This window comes from Pseudomonas sp. B33.4 (assembly GCF_034555375.1).
Taxonomy (GTDB): domain Bacteria; phylum Pseudomonadota; class Gammaproteobacteria; order Pseudomonadales; family Pseudomonadaceae; genus Aquipseudomonas.
In genome coordinates, this window is sequence record NZ_CP140706.1 from 1,511,366 (window position 1) to 1,526,657 (window position 15,292).

At 60.6% G+C, this 15,292-nt stretch carries 13 protein-coding genes and 1 riboswitch; of the genes, 3 read left to right on the forward strand and 10 right to left on the reverse strand.

Annotation, left to right across the window (positions count from 1 at the left end):
- Positions 1–48: 48 nt before the first annotated feature.
- The 10 genes from U6037_RS06735 to U6037_RS06780 all read right to left on the reverse strand — a co-directional run bounded on the left by U6037_RS06735 (position 49) and on the right by U6037_RS06780 (position 12,552).
- Positions 49–741, reverse strand: a complete 693-nt coding sequence (locus U6037_RS06735; protein ID WP_322846208.1) for a pseudouridine synthase — start codon at positions 739–741, stop codon at positions 49–51.
- A 33-nt stretch (positions 742–774) separates the two neighbouring features.
- Positions 775–1,005 (reverse strand): cysteine-rich CWC family protein, encoded by a 231-nt coding sequence (locus tag U6037_RS06740; RefSeq protein ID WP_108225318.1) that lies wholly within the window; start codon positions 1,003–1,005, stop codon positions 775–777.
- Complete coding sequence (locus U6037_RS06745) at positions 998–2,485, reverse strand: sensor domain-containing diguanylate cyclase (protein WP_322846209.1); 1,488 nt, start codon at positions 2,483–2,485, stop codon at positions 998–1,000. The genes U6037_RS06740 and U6037_RS06745 overlap by 8 nt, the downstream gene beginning before the upstream one ends.
- Before the next feature lie 280 nt (positions 2,486–2,765).
- Positions 2,766–4,538, reverse strand: coding sequence for an allophanate hydrolase (gene atzF / locus U6037_RS06750; RefSeq protein ID WP_322846210.1), 1,773 nt, complete (start codon positions 4,536–4,538; stop codon positions 2,766–2,768).
- 24 nt (positions 4,539–4,562) lie between these two features.
- Positions 4,563–8,195, reverse strand: a complete 3,633-nt coding sequence (gene uca / locus U6037_RS06755) for an urea carboxylase (protein WP_322846211.1) — start codon at positions 8,193–8,195, stop codon at positions 4,563–4,565.
- 278 nt (positions 8,196–8,473) lie between these two features.
- Positions 8,474–9,115, reverse strand: coding sequence for an urea amidolyase associated protein UAAP2 (locus U6037_RS06760; protein WP_322846212.1), 642 nt, complete (start codon positions 9,113–9,115; stop codon positions 8,474–8,476).
- 11 nt (positions 9,116–9,126) lie between these two features.
- Complete coding sequence (locus U6037_RS06765) at positions 9,127–9,852, reverse strand: urea amidolyase associated protein UAAP1 (protein WP_322846213.1); 726 nt, start codon at positions 9,850–9,852, stop codon at positions 9,127–9,129.
- Positions 9,853–9,865: 13 nt separating this feature from the next.
- Positions 9,866–10,654, reverse strand: coding sequence for an ABC transporter ATP-binding protein (locus tag U6037_RS06770; RefSeq protein WP_127926183.1), 789 nt, complete (start codon positions 10,652–10,654; stop codon positions 9,866–9,868).
- Positions 10,651–11,466, reverse strand: a complete 816-nt coding sequence (locus U6037_RS06775) for an ABC transporter permease (protein WP_077571513.1) — start codon at positions 11,464–11,466, stop codon at positions 10,651–10,653. The genes U6037_RS06770 and U6037_RS06775 overlap by 4 nt, the downstream gene beginning before the upstream one ends.
- Positions 11,467–11,484: 18 nt before the next feature.
- Positions 11,485–12,552, reverse strand: coding sequence for a putative urea ABC transporter substrate-binding protein (locus tag U6037_RS06780; protein WP_322846214.1), 1,068 nt, complete (start codon positions 12,550–12,552; stop codon positions 11,485–11,487).
- Between the two features lie 63 nt (positions 12,553–12,615).
- A riboswitch (guanidine-I (ykkC/yxkD leader) is annotated at positions 12,616–12,716 on the reverse strand.
- Positions 12,717–12,999: 283 nt separating this feature from the next.
- Here U6037_RS06780 and U6037_RS06785 point away from each other — a divergent pair.
- From U6037_RS06785 to U6037_RS06795, 3 genes are all read left to right on the forward strand, one after another.
- The gene (locus U6037_RS06785) at positions 13,000–13,263 is read left to right on the forward strand and encodes a hypothetical protein (protein WP_322846215.1); all 264 of its coding nucleotides are present in this window, start codon (positions 13,000–13,002) and stop codon (positions 13,261–13,263) included.
- A 180-nt stretch (positions 13,264–13,443) separates the two neighbouring features.
- Positions 13,444–13,851 (forward strand): hypothetical protein, encoded by a 408-nt coding sequence (locus U6037_RS06790; protein WP_322846216.1) that lies wholly within the window; start codon positions 13,444–13,446, stop codon positions 13,849–13,851.
- 195 nt (positions 13,852–14,046) lie between these two features.
- The gene (locus tag U6037_RS06795) at positions 14,047–15,291 is read left to right on the forward strand and encodes a glycosyltransferase family 4 protein (RefSeq protein ID WP_322846217.1); all 1,245 of its coding nucleotides are present in this window, start codon (positions 14,047–14,049) and stop codon (positions 15,289–15,291) included.
- The last annotated feature ends 1 nt before the right edge of the window (position 15,292 follow it).

Below are 15,292 nucleotides of genomic sequence, written 5' to 3' on the forward strand. Positions count from 1 at the left end.
AGTGCCGTTGGTAAATTGTTCGACAACTTCTGCTGAGCGGTCGCGGGCTTAGAACAAATGGATCTCTTCGGTGCGCAAAGCGCGGTACTCGCCCGGTTTTAGCGCGTTATCGAGCAGCAGCGGGCCCATCGATTCGCGGTGCAGGCGCAGGACTTTATTGTTGAAGAACCCAAACATGCGCTTCACCTGATGGTAACGACCCTCGACGATGCTCAGCCGCGCCGACCGTGGCCCGAGCAGTTCCAACTGCGCCGGCTGCGTGGTCAGATCCTCGAACGCGAAGTAAATCCCCTCGGCAAAGGTGCTCGCATATTGCGCGCCAATCTCCTGCTCGGTCTCGACGTAGTAGACCTTCGGCAATTTGGTCTGCGGCTGGGTCAGGCGTCGCGACCACGCGCCGTCGTTGGTGATCAGCATCAGACCGGTGGTGTTGAAGTCCAGGCGCCCGGCGATGTGCAGATCGTCCTTGTCCGGTTCATCGATCAGGTCGAGCACGGTCGGGTGTTGCGGATCGCGAGTAGCGCTGACGCAGCCCGGCGGCTTGTGCAACATGAAGTAGCGCGCCGGTTTGCCGCTTTGCAGGACTTCGTCATCGACTTCGACGCGGCTGAACTCCAGCACTTCACTGTGCGGATCGCTGACGACTTTTCCGTCAACCCGCACGCGCTTTTCCACCAGCAACAGGCGAACCTGCTGACGGTTGTAACGGGGCAGGTTGCTGAGGAATCGGTCGACGCGCATGTTCAGAGTTCGATCAATGAAGGGGCGCGCATCTTACGGGATCGGCCGCCTGGCTGCTTGCAGTTGCGCCTCGACTTGCGCGCAACGTGGGCACAGGCAGGATTGGTTGCGCAGTTCTGGCGGCAGCGCTTCAAGTACGGCCGGATCGATGCTCACGCCATAGCACCAGCATTCGCGGTCTGCGGTGCGCGGGTCGGCCAGGCTGCAGTCGTTACGGGCGCCGCAGGCCGGGCAATGGTCGGGTTTAACGTCGGAATCAGGCATAAGTCGAGTGAGGCATTTCCACGCAGGTGCGGTTGCGGCCGGTTTGTTTGGCCCGGTACATCGCATGATCGGCCCGCGACAGCAAGCTGTGCAAGGTGTCATCGCGTTGCAGGGTGGTGGCGCCGATGCTCACCGTCAGATTGAGGCGATGGCCGTCGTAGGCATATTCGTGTTGTTCGACGTGTTGGCGGATCTTCTCGGCAATTTTCTGACCGGTGTCGCCGTCGGTGTCCTTCAGCAACACGATAAATTCCTCACCGCCCCAGCGGCAGACAATGTCCGCGTGGCGCAGGCAACTTTGCAGGTCGCGGGCAAAACCGATCAACACCTGATCGCCGGCCATGTGCCCGTAGGTGTCGTTCAACACTTTGAAGTGGTCGAGGTCGAGCAGCAACGCGGTCAGCGGTTTGGTTTCGCGTTGCGCTTCGTGCAGGGCCTGTGCGGCGAGAATGTCGAAGCCACGGCGGTTGGGCAGTTCGGTGAGACTGTCGAGAATGGCCTGCGCCTGAATTTTGCTTTGATAGCGTTTGATCACGCGGTTGAGCAGCGCCAGAACAATCAGCGTCACCAGCAGGCAGATCAGCAGATTGAGATACAGCGACTGACGGATTTCACTCAGCGCGCCGTCTTCGCGTTTATCGACAAACAGATACCAGTTCAGCTCCGGGATAAACCGCACGTTGAGGAAATGTCCCTGGCCGTGGGCGGAGTATTCGTAGCTGCCGCTGTGGGGTTTCGGTAACTGGCTGACCAGACTTTTCATGCTCTCCAGTTCACTCAGGCTCTGGCCGATGTGCGCGCCTTCCGGGCCGCCGTCGGCGCCGGTCAACACCAATCGGCCGAAGGTGTCGACGAAGTACACGCTGCGTTGATAGCGCTGTTGATACTTGTCGATCAGCTTGATCACCGCGTCCACGGTCAGACCGACGCCCGCCGCGCCGATGAAGCGGTTGTGGTAGTCGTAAACCTTGTAGTTGATGAAGAAGGTCAGGTTGTCCTTGTTGGCCAGATCCGGGTCGACGTTGATCTCGTACGGATCCTTCATGTCACGCACGCGGAAGTACCAGGTGTCGCGCGGTTCGTCGACCTTGACCTGCTTGAGCACGCCTTTGGCGTGGTAATAGGTGTGGCTGGCGTTGGAAACAAAGAACGCGGTGTAGGCGCCGTAATGGGTCATGACTTCGTCGAGGTAGCGGGTCATCTGCTCGGGATTCTGCTCGCCGTTGACCACCCAATCGCGCATGAAGGTGTCGCGGGACATCATCGAGGAGATCAGGATCGGCCGGACCAGGTCTTTCTGGATTTCCGAGTACACCGTGTCGGAGGTCAGCGGCAATTCTGTGTTGACGATGTTGTCGCGGATCGACTCTCGGGAGGCGTAGTAGCTGAGCAACGAGGTGGCGAGAAAACCGGCGCCGAGCAGGGCGATCAGCGTCAGGACCAGCGAGTGTTGCGAGTAGAGGGGAGAACGAAGCGGCATGGCAGTTCCGTTGGCAGTGGCCCGATGGCATGCATTCTAGTGGGATGGTCGGGAAAAGACTGCGGGATTTGTGCCTGAAATGGCGGGGGATATGACGTAGAGGGTGTGTCTGCAGGATCGCTCCCTCACCCCAGCCCTCTCCCGGAGGGAGAGGGAGCTAGATTGTGGTGATTTCAAAACCTGAGTTCGACGGGGTGTCACTGAATGGCAACCACCTGACAAACACCTCGGTCAGTCCCCTCTCCCGGAGGGAGAGGGCTAGGGTGGGTTGGTTTCTGGATCAGCTGCGAGTTTCAAGATACGCCCGCCATCCCCCCAAATGGCTGATGTCCAGCGCTCCTTCCAGACCATACGGCTCGCAGATAAACCCGCTCTCCCAGCGACCATCCGCCAGTTGCACCTTGCCCAGTCCCAGCGGTGCTGGAATCCCGGTGAGGAACGAGCCCAATTCGCTGCTCGGCAATTCCCACACTTCCACCGCAATCGCCACGCCGCCGTCCTTGACCCGCACCATGCCCGGACGCAGCGGCGGGCCGCCAGCCAACGCATTCAGTTGATAATCCGGCGAACTCAACGTCGTCTCCAGCAAGCGTCCACCCCGCTGGGTCAGTTGCCAGTTCAACGCCAACCCTTGCAGATGCGCGCCACACACCACGATGCGTGCGCGATCATGGCGCGCAACGTTCGCAGGTGTCGGCAACTCCGAATCCAGCTGACGCTGCAGCGCATCGGCCACGCTCAGTAGATATTGATCGGTGAACGCCCGGCCAAACAGCGTCACGCCCCACGGCAATCCATTGGCCATGAACGCGCTTGGCACGGCGACGGCGGCGTAGTCGAGCAGGTTCATGAAGTTGGTGTAGTAACCCAGTTCGGAGTTACGCAGCACCGGTTCGGCGTGCAGTTCGGCCAGCGTCACCGGACGGCCGATGGTCGGTGTGAGCACGCAGTCGAGACCTTCGAGTGCCTGATCGCACAACGCTTTCAAGGTTTGCAGCCGATATTGCGCGCGGAAAGTCTGCACGCCGGTCACCGCCGGAGCTTTGGCCAGCACGGCGCGGATCACCGGTAAAATGGCTTCGGGATTGTGCTCCATCAACTCACCCGCCACGCTGTAACGCTCGGCCACCCACGGCCCTTCGTAAAGCAGGCGCGCGGCTTCAAGGAATGGCGACAGGTCCAGTTCGACCGCTTCGCCACCCAGGGCCTTGAGTTGATCGATGGCGTCGCCGAACAACAGCGGCCCTTCGACGCAACCGAAGAACTCAAGATCCTGCGCGCGGGGCACGCCGAAACGAAACGCGCGTGGTGCACCAAACGCCGAGCCGTCATTCCACGATGGATTGCGACGGCTGTACTCATCGCGCGGATCAAGTTTTGCCGTCAGCGCCAGCAACTGGCTGGCCTCACGCGCGGTGGCGGTAAACGTAGTTACGCAATCCAGCGTACGACACGCCGGCAGCACGCCGGCGGTGGAGATCAGGCCTTTGCTCGCCTTCAATCCGACCAGATTGTTCAGAGCTGCCGGCACCCGACCGGAGCCTGCGGTGTCGGTGCCCAAGGCAAAACTCGCCACGCCCAACGCCACCGCCAGCGACGAACCGGCGCCGGAACCACCGGACGGATATTCCGGCAACACGCTGTTCGGGCACGCGCCATACGGTGAGCGGCTGCCATTGAGCCCCGTGGCAAATTGATCGAGATTGGTCTTGCCCAGCGGAATCGCCCCCAGCGCGATCAGTTGCTCGACGATGGTCGCCGAGCGCTCCGGCACATAAGCAAAATCCGGACAGGCGGCGGTGGTGGGAATGCCGGCCAGATCGATGTTGTCCTTGATCGCAAACGGCACGCCGTACAGCGGCAGACTGTCGAGATCACGACCATCGAGGGCAGCCAGATACGGCTCCAGTTCGGCGACGCTGAGCAGATGAATGAACAGGTGGTAATCCGGGTTCAGCGCGGCGGCTTTTTCGCGCAGTTTCAGCAGCAGTTGGCACGGTGTGGTGTCGCCATTGCGATAGGCCTGGCGCAGAACATCGAGTTGCAGATTCATGAGTTGATCCTTATCCAATTGGCTTCAGTCGAGTTCCAGCACCACGACCCGTTGTCCGGCACGCACCGCCGAACCGGGCTGTACGCGGATCTCGCGCACCACCCCGGCCAGCGGCGCGAGTACCGGGATTTCCATCTTCATCGACTCGAGAATCACCAGCACATCGCCCGCCGCGACACGGCTGCCGGCCTCGACCTGCACCTGCCAGAGATTGCCGGCAATGTGGCTGTCGACGCTGTGTTCGCCGTCGGCCAGTGGCGCATCCTCGGTCGATTCTGGCAGGGCTTCTTCGCTGTCGAAATGCGCCTGACCGCTGGCGATCCAGCGTTCGCGCTCGGCATTGAAGGCGCCCTGTTGCTGAGCGCGAAAGGCGCTGATGCCTTCGGCTTCGCGGCTGAGAAACTCCTGATAATCGGCGAGGTTGAGCTGGCTGTGTTCGATGTTGAGATCGAAGCGCCCCAGTGGAAAATCGCGGCGGATGCGCAGCAGCTCATCGGCGCTGACCGGGTAGAAACGAATCTGGTCGAAGAAGCGCAGCAGCCACGGTTTGCCATCGAACGCGGCGACTTCGCGGTAGCGATTCCACATCTGCAAGGTGCGCCCGACAAACTGATAACCGCCGGGGCCTTCCATGCCGTACACGCACATGTAGGCGCCGCCGATGCCCACCGAATTCTCGGCGGTCCAGGTGCGTGCCGGGTTGTATTTGGTCGTGACCAAACGATGACGTGGATCGAGCGGCGTGGCGACTGGCGCACCGAGGTAAACGTCGCCAAGCCCCATCACCAGATAGCTCGCCTCGAACACCGTGCGCTGCACTTCGTCGAGGTTGGGCAGGTCGTTGATGCGGCGGATGAACTCCAGATTGCTCGGGCACCACGGCGCGTCCTTGCGCACGGTGGTCATGTATTTCTCGATGGCCAACTGGCAGGCCGGGTCATCCCAGGACAGTGGCAAATGCACGATGCGTGACGGCACTTGCAGGTCGTTGGCGGCGCACACCGCGTCCCACTCGCCGGCAATGATGCCGAGCAGATCGGCGAGTGGCAGTTGCTCGGGCTGGTAGTGGATTTGCAATGAGCGAATGCCGGGGGTGAGATCGATCACGCCGTGCAGGGTTTTGCTTTCCAGTGCTTGCATCAGGGCGTGGGCGCGGAAGCGCAGGACCAGGTTGAGTTCAGGCTCGCCGATTTCCAGCAAAAGATGAGTATCCCCAGAAACCCGCCCGACCAGGCGCATATCACCTTGACCCAACTCCAGCACCACAGGCGACACAACCCCCTGTAGGAGTGAGCCTGCTCGCGATGAGGCCAGTTCAGGCACCGCATCAACTTCATCGCGAGCAGGCACACTCCTACATTGATCCCATTTCAGGGCGAAATCGCGGGCGGTCTTGAGGTCGACGGGGATGAACTGGATTTTATCGCCAGCCTTGAGCTGCCCCAATTGCCACAGATCCGCTTCGATCACCGTCACCGGGCAGACAAACCCGCCAAGGCTCGGGCCGTCCGGGCCGAGGATGACGGGCATGTCACCGGTGAAATCCACCGCGCCGATGGCATACGGATTGTCGTGAATGTTCGATGGATGCAACCCGGCCTCGCCACCGTCGGCACGCACCCATTCCGGCTTCGGCCCGATCAGGCGGACACCGGTGCGGCTGGAGTTGAAATGCACTTCCCACTGGGTTTCAAAGAATGTGTTGATGTAGTTTTCGGTGAAGTATTCCGGCGCAGCGTGCGGGCCATAAATGACACGAATCTGCCGCACTACTGGCAACGCGGTGATGTGCTGTTCGGCCAGCTGCTGACCAGCACTGCGGTCAGTCAGCGCAGGGATATGCAATACATCCCCGGCACGCAACGCCCGTCCGCCATGCCCACCAAACTGGCCAAGGGTGAAAGTACTTTTGCTGCCCAGATAATCCGGCACCTGCAAACCACCGCGCAGGCACAGATAACTGCGTGCCCCGGCGCCACTGATGCTGCCCAGATGCAACGTCGCGCCCGCCGGGATCAGCAGCGCGGTGTTCATCGGTACGCCTTCACCCTCAAACGTTAGCGCGATTGGCGCACCGGTCACCGCGACCACCGCCTCACAGTTGAAGCGCAGCAGCGGCCCGCTCATGGTGATTTCCAGCGCCGCCGCGCCTTCAGCATTGCCGAGCAAGCGGTTGCCCAGGCGCAGCGCGCGACTGTCCATCGGCCCCGACGGCGGCACACCAACGGCCCAGTAGCCGAGGCGGCCGGGATAATCCTGCACGCTGGTTTGTGTGCCGGCGCTGAGCACTTCGAAAGTGTTGGCGCGATAAACCAGACCTTCCAGGCAACGGGTCCACGGCTCGCCGCTGGCGAACGGAGCATCGAGGAGAATCTGCCGCAGGTAATCGCGGTTGGTTTCCACGCCGTACAACAGACTGTCGCCTAACGCCTGGTGCAACTCGGCACGCGCCTGTTCGCGGGTCGGCGCCCAGGTGATGACCTTGGCGATCATCGGATCGAAATACGGCGGGATCTCGCAGCCGGCCTCGACCCAGGTATCGATACGCAGCTGAATACCGTTAGCCGGCGGGAATTCCACTGCCGTCAGCAGACCTGGGCTCGGTTGGAAATCCCGCCCCGGATCCTCCGCATACAGCCGCGCCTGAATCGCATGGCCTTCAGGTTTCAGTTGGCGATACAACTCGCTCAGCGGCGGCAATTCCCCCGCGGCCAGCTCAATCATCCAGCGCACCAGATCAACGCCCCAGACCTGTTCGGTAACACCGTGCTCCACCTGCAATCGCGTGTTCACTTCGAGAAAATAGAAACGCTGCGCCTCGCTGTCGAAAACGAATTCCACCGTGCCGGCGCTGCGGTAGTTCACCGCTTTCGCCAGTTTGATTGCCGCCGCGCACAGCTCATCGGCCATGCCGTCCGGCAGGTTCGGCGCCGGGGTTTCTTCGAGGACTTTCTGATTGCGCCGCTGCACCGAACAGTCACGCACGCCGAGGGCGATAACCTCACCGCGACCATCGCCGAACACCTGCACTTCCAGATGCCGGGCACGCTGGATGTACTTCTCGATGAACACCCCGGCGTCGCTGAAATTGTTCTGGCCGAGGCGTTTTACTGCGTCGAACGATTCGCTCAATTCGCTGGCGCTGCGGCACACACGCATACCAATGCCGCCACCGCCGGCGGTGCTCTTCAGCATCACCGGGTAACCGACTTGCTCAGCGGCGATCAGTGCAGCGTCAAGGCTGTCGAGCAGTTCGGTGCCTTCAAGCATCGGCACACCGTGCTGCTTGGCCAACGCGCGGGCCGTGTGTTTGAGGCCGAACACGCGCAGTTGCTCGGGCGTCGGGCCGATGAAGGCGATGTTGTGCGCTGCGCAGGCTTCTGCGAACGCGGCGTTTTCCGAGAGAAATCCGTAGCCGGGATGGATCGCCGTGGCGCCGCTTTGTTTGGCAATGGCGAGGATCTTTTCGACGGCCAGATAAGTGCCCGCTGCGGCGCCTTCACCGAGGCTGTGCGCTTCATCGGCGTGCAGGATGTGCAGGCTCGCGGCGTCGGCTTCGGAATACACCGCCACGCCTTTGACCTGCAAGGATTCAAGGGTGCGCAGAATGCGATAGGCGATGGCGCCACGGTTGGCGATGAGGACTTTTTCGAACATGGCATAACCCCTGAAGGGGAAGCGGGCCGTCCCGCCGTTTTTCGACAGACATCCGGGCCGTCCCGGATGAAAAAAACACTTCAGATCACCAGCGAGCCCCTGTAGGAGTGAGCCTGCTCGCGATAGCGTCGGATCAGTCAAAACTGATGTGTCTGACACACCGCGATCGCGAGCAGGCTCACTCCTACAATGGGATTTGTGGTGGTTTCACTTTTTCAGGCACTGGCCGGAGCGCGCCTGGCACAGTGCGAAAAGCCAACGGCGCAGTCGATTTAAATTCAGTTCCATACCAGCAGCTCCGCAGGTGTCGGGTTGTAGGCGTTGCACGGGTTGTTCAACTGCGGGCAGTTGGAAATCAGCACGATTACATCCATCTCCGCACGCAAGTCGACGTACTTGCCCGGCGCCGAAATCCCGTCCTCGAACGTCAGTCCGCCGTCCGCCGTGACCGGCACATTCATGAAGAAATTGATGTTCGGCCCGATATCGCCTTTGCCCAATCGCCCGTCATGCACACAGGCGCGCAGGTAGTTGTCGCGGCAGCTGTGCATGTAGCGTTTTTCCAGGGCGTAGCGCACGGTATTGCTCTCTTGCGCGCAGGCGCCGCCGAGGGTGTCGTGGCGCCCGCAGGTGTCGGCGACGATGGTCAGCATCGCGTGACCGAGGTTGGAATAGAGCACGCTGCCGGTGCTCAGGTAGACGCTGTTCTGCCGGCGCAGCGTGCGTTGCACGTCGTAGCGTTCCTTGGGATTGGCGAGGCTATAGAACAAGGTATCGACCGCTTGATTGCCCTCCAGATCGAGGATGCGCAGGGTCTGTCCAGCCTTGACCTCCATCAGCCAGGGTTCACCGGCCGGGATCGTGGCGCGGTACACCGCTGTGTCGGGTTGTTTTGGCGAAGTGGCGATAGCAACTGACATGGCAGCGATCCTCAGGCGAACAAACGGTCGGTGTTGATAAAGCCGCGCTCATTTTCCGGGCGCGAGGTGCGGCAGTGTTCGGCGACGCTGGCGTCGGCATTCATCCAGCTCAGCTTCAGCGGTTTTGGCGCGTATTCGGGCGCCGGGTCCATCGGGTGCTGCAGCGCGGTGAGCACCACCAGCGTGTCCATCGGCGCGTACAACTCGATGTAGTCGCCGGCCTTGGAGTTGCCTTCGACGAAGTGGAAACGCCCGGCCTCATCGACGTTGACGCGGCTGAACAGATTGAGCGTCATCAACAGGTCGGAGAGGCCCAGGCCCCACTTGCCGAGTTCCACCAGCAGGTTGTCGGTGCCGTTGCGGAAGAAGCCGTTGCGCAGCTCCTGATAACGGCCCTGACCGTACTTCTGCGCGACCTCTTCAGCGCAGAGCACGCCGCCGAGGCTGTCGCTCCAGCCGCAAGTGTCGGCGGTGATTGCGGCCAGCACGCGGCCCATGTCCGAGTACAGGCAATGGCCTGTGGTGAGCTTGGCGGTGTGTTGGCATTTGAGGCTGTCGGGCAGGTTCAGCCGTTCGGTTTTTTCATTGGCGTTGAGCAGGGTCAGGCTGACGTTGGCGCCGCTGCGCAGATCGGTCAGGCGCAACAATTGACCGCGCTTGAGTACGAAGGAACGGTGGCCACCGCCGGGGAGCATTTCTTCGGCGAAGGGTGGGAACAGTTGAGTCGAATCAGTCATTGCAGCAGTCCTCTCAAGCGGTGCGAAGGGCGCCGGCCAGTGGCAACGGCAGGGCGTCGACGGCGGCGCGTTGGGCGCGGCGGTCGCTGTTCAAAGGGATGTCGTAGGTGATGCGCGCGCCATAGGCGCCGGGGGCGTGCGGGTCGAGGCGCACCTTGTCGAACACCAGCAGACGCGTGCCGAGGCTGAAGCCTTCGGACAGGTCATGGGTGACCATGAACACCGTCAGTTTGGTCTCGCGCCACAGTTCCAGCAGCAACGCGTGCATGTCTTTGCGGATGCCCGGATCGAGCGCGCCGAACGGTTCGTCGAGCAGCAACACGCGCGGTTTCATGATCAGTGCCTGGGCAATCGCCAGACGTTGCTGCATGCCGCCGGACAACTGCGCAGGGTACTTGTCCAGCGCATGGCCGAGGCCGACTTTGTCCAGCAATGCCGCAGCCTGTTCGCGCGCCTCGCGTTTGGCGCTGCCGAACAGCCGACCGAGCAATGGCGCACGCGGCAGTTCGAGGCCGAGGGCGACGTTGTCGAGCACGCTCAAATGCGGGAACACCGAGTAGCGCTGGAACACCACGCCACGGCTGGCATCCGGTTCGCTGGCCAGTGGCTGACCGTCGAGCAGAATCTCGCCGCGACTCGCGGTTTCCTGACCGAGCAGCAGGCGCAAGAAGGTCGATTTACCGCAACCGGACGCGCCGACCAGGGTGCAGAATTCACCCTCGTTGACGCTCAGGTTCAAGCCTTCCAGCACGACCTGATCGGCGTATTGCTGCCAGACGTTTTTCACGGTGATGAAGCTCATTTCGCCGCCCCCTCATACCAAGGGAAGGCGCGACGGGTCAGGTATTTCAGGCCCCAATCCATCAGCCAGGCGAGGAGGGTGATCCACACCACGTACGGCAGAATCACGTCCATCGCCAGATAACGCCGTACCAGAAAAATCCGGTAGCCGAGGCCGTCGGTGGAGGCGATTGCTTCGGCGGCAATCAGGAACAGCCACGCCGAACCGAGCATCAGCCGCAACGAGATCAGCAAGCGTGGCAGCAACTGCGGCAGTACCACGCGCAGCATCAGCGTCCAGGTCGAAGCGCCGAGGGTCTGCGCCTTGATCAGCAGTTCGACCGGTATTTCCCGCGCGCGCTGTTCCAGATCGCGAGCGAGCGCCGGGGTGATGCCGATCACGATCAGCATGACTTTCGATAACTCGCCCAAACCGAAAACGATGAACAGAATCGGCAGGATCGCCAGTGGCGGCACCATCGACAGCACCGTCAGCAGCGGCGACAACGGCGCGCCGAACAGCGGCAGCGTGCCGGCAGCGATACCCAGGCACAGCCCGGCCAGCGCGGCAATACCAAGGCCGATGGCCAGCCGCCGCAGGCTGGAAGCCGTGTCCTGCCATAACAGGTAGTCACCGGTGCGGCTGTCAGCATTGAAGGCCAGGCGTTTTACTGCGTCGGTCATCTGCACGGCGCTGGGCAGCAGTTTGTCGTTGGGGTTGTCCGCCAGACGCTCGGCCGAGCCCATGAAGTAGGCGAACAGCAGCAGAGCGAACGGCAGGATCACCAGCAACAGGCGACTCGGGCGATCCGGGTGGCGATTGATCAGGCGCATGGCCAAATCCTCCGTGGCTTACAGCTTGGCGTCGGCGGCCATCTGCACGTAGGTCGGATCGAAACGCAGCTTGAGGTTGCCGGTATCGCCACTGGTCACGCCGTTGGCGAAGGCCATGCCGACCGCGCTGGTGTCTTTCGCGCCTTCCCCCAGCAAGCCGTGCTGGAAGGAGAACTCGGCAACCTTGCGCATGGTTTCCGGCAGTTGTTTGCTGGTGGCGAAAATCAGCGCTTCGCTCGGCGTGGCGAACAGTTTGGTGGTGTCGAGTTGTGCCTGGAATCCGGCCAGATCAGTGCCCGATGCCTTGGCCATGTGCTCCAGCGCAGCCTTGCTCGCGGCGCTTTTGGCGTTCATCAGCTCGACCACTTCGAACCACGCACCGGTCAGCGCTTTGCCCAGCGCCGGGTTGTCTTTGAGGGTGGTGCTGTTGACCACCATCATGTCCATGATCTCGCCGGGAATCTGGCTGGAGTTGAACACTTCGGTAACGCCCGGTTTGGCCTTGATGTCCGAGAGCATCGGGTTCCAAGTGGTCACCGCGTTGACCTGTTCGGTGTTGAACGCGGCAGAGATATCGGCGTCGGAGGTGTTGACCACTTTCAGGTCCTTCTCGGTCAGGTCGACCGAGTCCAGCGCGCGGGCCAGCAGGTAATGCGAGACCGAAAGCTCGACCAGATTGACGTCCATGCCCTTGAGATCGGTGACTTTCTTGCCGCTGCCCTTGAGGACGATGCCGTCGTTGCCGTTGGAGAAATCGCTGACGATCAGCGCGGTGCTGTCGACGCCGCCAGCCGCTGGAATGGTCAGTGCGTCCATGTTGGTCATGGTGCAACCGTCGAACTGGCCGGCGGTGTACTGGTTGATCGATTCGACGTAGTCGTTGAGCTGCACGACGTCGATCTTGATCCCGTACTTCTTCGCCCATTTGTCGACGATGCCCTGGCTGCCGGCGTATTCCCATGGCATCCAGCCGGCGTAAATCGTCCAGCACACGCTGAAGTGATCTTTCTGGGCGGCGGGGGATTGCGTGCTGATGAGCGCGGCGAACGCGGCGGCGAGCAGGGTGGGCAAACGTAGTCGGGTCATGGCGGATTCTCCAGTTGATCAAGGGCGGACAGGAAGGCAACGCGGCACCGCGAACGGTGGCTTGTCTCCCGGGCTTTTGTCCCGCCGTGTAACCTCAACTGGAGGTCGCCAACTCTCGGACCAGCCACTCGCGAATGCGAGCCGGAACCCTAGTCAGCCATTGCAAATTGTGGTGCCGCGAACCTGTGATGACTCCTGCACGGCTTTGCTAAAGCGAGACGCGTGCCAAGTCGCGTCAGGCGCTCTGGCACGGGCGCGCGGCTTGAGTCAGGTTGGCGGAGAGGGCAGTGGGGCGCTTTGTGTTGGTGCGTGGCTGCACCGTGATGCAGCGTGGTTGCCGCTGATCCGATGGCTCTTGGGGCTTGGCACTCGACATGGCTTTGCCAGTCAAAACAGGTGTCAGCCGGTCTGTGCCGACTGCTGTCGCGGGTCTTTCAGGAGGCCGCCATGCTCATTCAGAAAACGTTGCGAAGGGTGCTGCTGGGCGCGGTGCTCGGGTTGGGTCTGTCCGGTTGTTACTACTACGCCGGACCCTACGGTAGTTATCCCGCCACTTACTACTATCCCGGCTATTACTCACCTTATTCCTACGGCAGTTATTACGGCCCGCGCTACTACGGCGGCGCACGTTATTACTACGGTGGCTACGGTTATCGTGGCGGTTACGGGCGGGGTTATCACGGCGGCGGATATCACGGCGGGCACCATTAATCAGCAGCTGAATGACGGCGTTCTGCGGGTGAACAAGGTTTCATGAATCACTTGTTTCAACTTGTTGCAGGAACGCACCAGATGCCGAAAACGCTGTCTGATTTTTCGACAGTCACCGATTAAATGACTGTCGCCTGCCAGCGTCGCTGGTGTGGCCAACCCGCGGTCCAGGAGGCCGCCATGTATAGACGAATTCTTCTACTTGCTGCGTTGATGTTTTCCGTTGCCGGTTGCGTCCCGTACTCCTACGCGGACTCGTATTACAGCTCAGAGGTCTACACATCACCTGCACCGGCCTACTACAACACGGGCGGCACGTATTACAGAGGCGGCAACACCTATTACGCGCAGCCGCGTTACTACCAACCGCAACCGCGGTACTACCAGCAACCGCGTTATTACCAATCGGCGCCGCGTTACTATCAACCCGCCCCGCGTTACTACGAAAGCCGTCGCTGGCACGACAACGATCGCGGACGTTGGGATGGCCACCGCCGCGGCGGTTGGGATAACGATCATCGCGGTCGTGGCAATTACGACCGACACAGTGGACGCGGTGATCACAATGGGCGTGGTAACCGCTGGTAAATCCACGCAAAAGAAAGCGGCGCAATTAGCGCCGCTTTTTTATGCCCGTCGAAAAGTCGCCCCGTTAGCCATCTCCTAGGGCATTCCCAGACGCTTCCTACAGTTTCATTTCCTTGCATTTGTTAGCGTTTGTTCCTGCCGATTGAGGTGAGCAAAACTCAGTTCAATAGCGGCGAATAAAAGGACGATGCCGCTATGAAGCTTCTTGTGATTCACCAAAACTTTCCGGGCCAGTTCCGTCAGGTGGTGCTGGCTGCGATTGACCGGCGTTATGAGGTTTTGGCGATAGGTCGGGATACGGCGCCGGGTATCGCAGGGGTGAAAACATATCGATATCACGCTGCCAGCAGAGCACCGGGTGATATTCACCCCTACCTGACCCGTTACGAACAAGCGGTGACTGATGGACAGAAGGTTTTTGAAGTTCTGAACAGGCTGAAACATTCGGGTTATCGGCCGGACGTGATTCTCGCTCATCCCGGCTGGGGGGAAACGCTCTTCGTCAAGGATGTCTATCCTGCCACGCCGCTTATTTACTATTGCGAATATTACTATCGGGCGCAGGGCGCGGATTCCGGGTTCGACCCTGAATTCCCGCGAGCCACAAGAGAGTCATCAAGGCTGCGAGTGCTCAATTCGCTGCATCTTTTGAATCTCGAGCAATGTGACATTGCCATTGCGCCCACGCGGTGGCAGCGCAGTCTGTTTCCGGCCGCTTATCAGTCGGCCATTCGGGTTATTCACGAGGGCGTCATTCAAGGTTCTTGTTTGGCGAAAGCTGGGGTCGTCAGGTTGCCCAATGGCATCGAACTGAGAGCTGGGCAGCCGATCGTTACTTATGTCGCGAGGAATCTTGAGCCTTATCGCGGGTTTCACAGTTTTATGCGAGCGATCCCGCCTATTCAGTCTGTGTGTCCCGATGCACAGATAATCATAGTGGGCGGTGATGACGTCAGTTACGGGTGTAAGCCGGTTGGCTATGCAAATTGGCGCAGCAGGATGGAGGCAGAGGTAAGTTTCGATCATTCCACCGTTCATTTCACAGGGAAGCTTCCTTACCGGACTTACCGCGCGGTTCTGGACTGTTCAAAGGTTCATGTTTATTTGACGTATCCGTTTGTTTTGTCGTGGTCGTTACTGGAGGCGATGTCGGCTGGGTGTGTGGTAGTAGCGTCAGATACGGCTCCGGTAAGGGACGTGATCGTCGATAGGCACAATGGAATGCTGGTGGATTTCTTCGATCATCACGGTATCGCCAAACGTATTACCAAGGTTCTTGATTCCGTTGATGAGTACGACTGCCTTCGCCGCGCTGCGAAGTTGACAGCGAGCAGATTTGATGTGGAGTACGGCACTAAACAGTACTTTGAGGTATTTGAAAACGCGATGTCCGGGCATCTCAAGAAACAGCCTGAACCTCAGCTTGACCGGGAGATTTGAA

Coding starts and splice junctions, on each gene's coding strand:
- U6037_RS06770 (WP_127926183.1), bottom strand. CDS start 10,654: ATGAGCTTCATCACCGTGAAAAACGTCTGGCAGCAATACGCCGATCAG.
- atzF (WP_322846210.1), bottom strand. CDS start 4,538: ATGAATCTGCAACTCGATGTTCTGCGCCAGGCCTATCGCAATGGCGAC.
- U6037_RS06740 (WP_108225318.1), bottom strand. CDS start 1,005: ATGCCTGATTCCGACGTTAAACCCGACCATTGCCCGGCCTGCGGCGCC.
- U6037_RS06790 (WP_322846216.1), top strand. CDS start 13,444: ATGTATAGACGAATTCTTCTACTTGCTGCGTTGATGTTTTCCGTTGCC.
- U6037_RS06795 (WP_322846217.1), top strand. CDS start 14,047: ATGAAGCTTCTTGTGATTCACCAAAACTTTCCGGGCCAGTTCCGTCAG.
- U6037_RS06745 (WP_322846209.1), bottom strand. CDS start 2,485: ATGCCGCTTCGTTCTCCCCTCTACTCGCAACACTCGCTGGTCCTGACG.
- uca (WP_322846211.1), bottom strand. CDS start 8,195: ATGTTCGAAAAAGTCCTCATCGCCAACCGTGGCGCCATCGCCTATCGC.
- U6037_RS06785 (WP_322846215.1), top strand. CDS start 13,000: ATGCTCATTCAGAAAACGTTGCGAAGGGTGCTGCTGGGCGCGGTGCTC.
- U6037_RS06780 (WP_322846214.1), bottom strand. CDS start 12,552: ATGACCCGACTACGTTTGCCCACCCTGCTCGCCGCCGCGTTCGCCGCG.
- U6037_RS06735 (WP_322846208.1), bottom strand. CDS start 741: ATGCGCGTCGACCGATTCCTCAGCAACCTGCCCCGTTACAACCGTCAG.
- U6037_RS06775 (WP_077571513.1), bottom strand. CDS start 11,466: ATGCGCCTGATCAATCGCCACCCGGATCGCCCGAGTCGCCTGTTGCTG.
- U6037_RS06765 (WP_322846213.1), bottom strand. CDS start 9,852: ATGACTGATTCGACTCAACTGTTCCCACCCTTCGCCGAAGAAATGCTC.
- U6037_RS06760 (WP_322846212.1), bottom strand. CDS start 9,115: ATGTCAGTTGCTATCGCCACTTCGCCAAAACAACCCGACACAGCGGTG.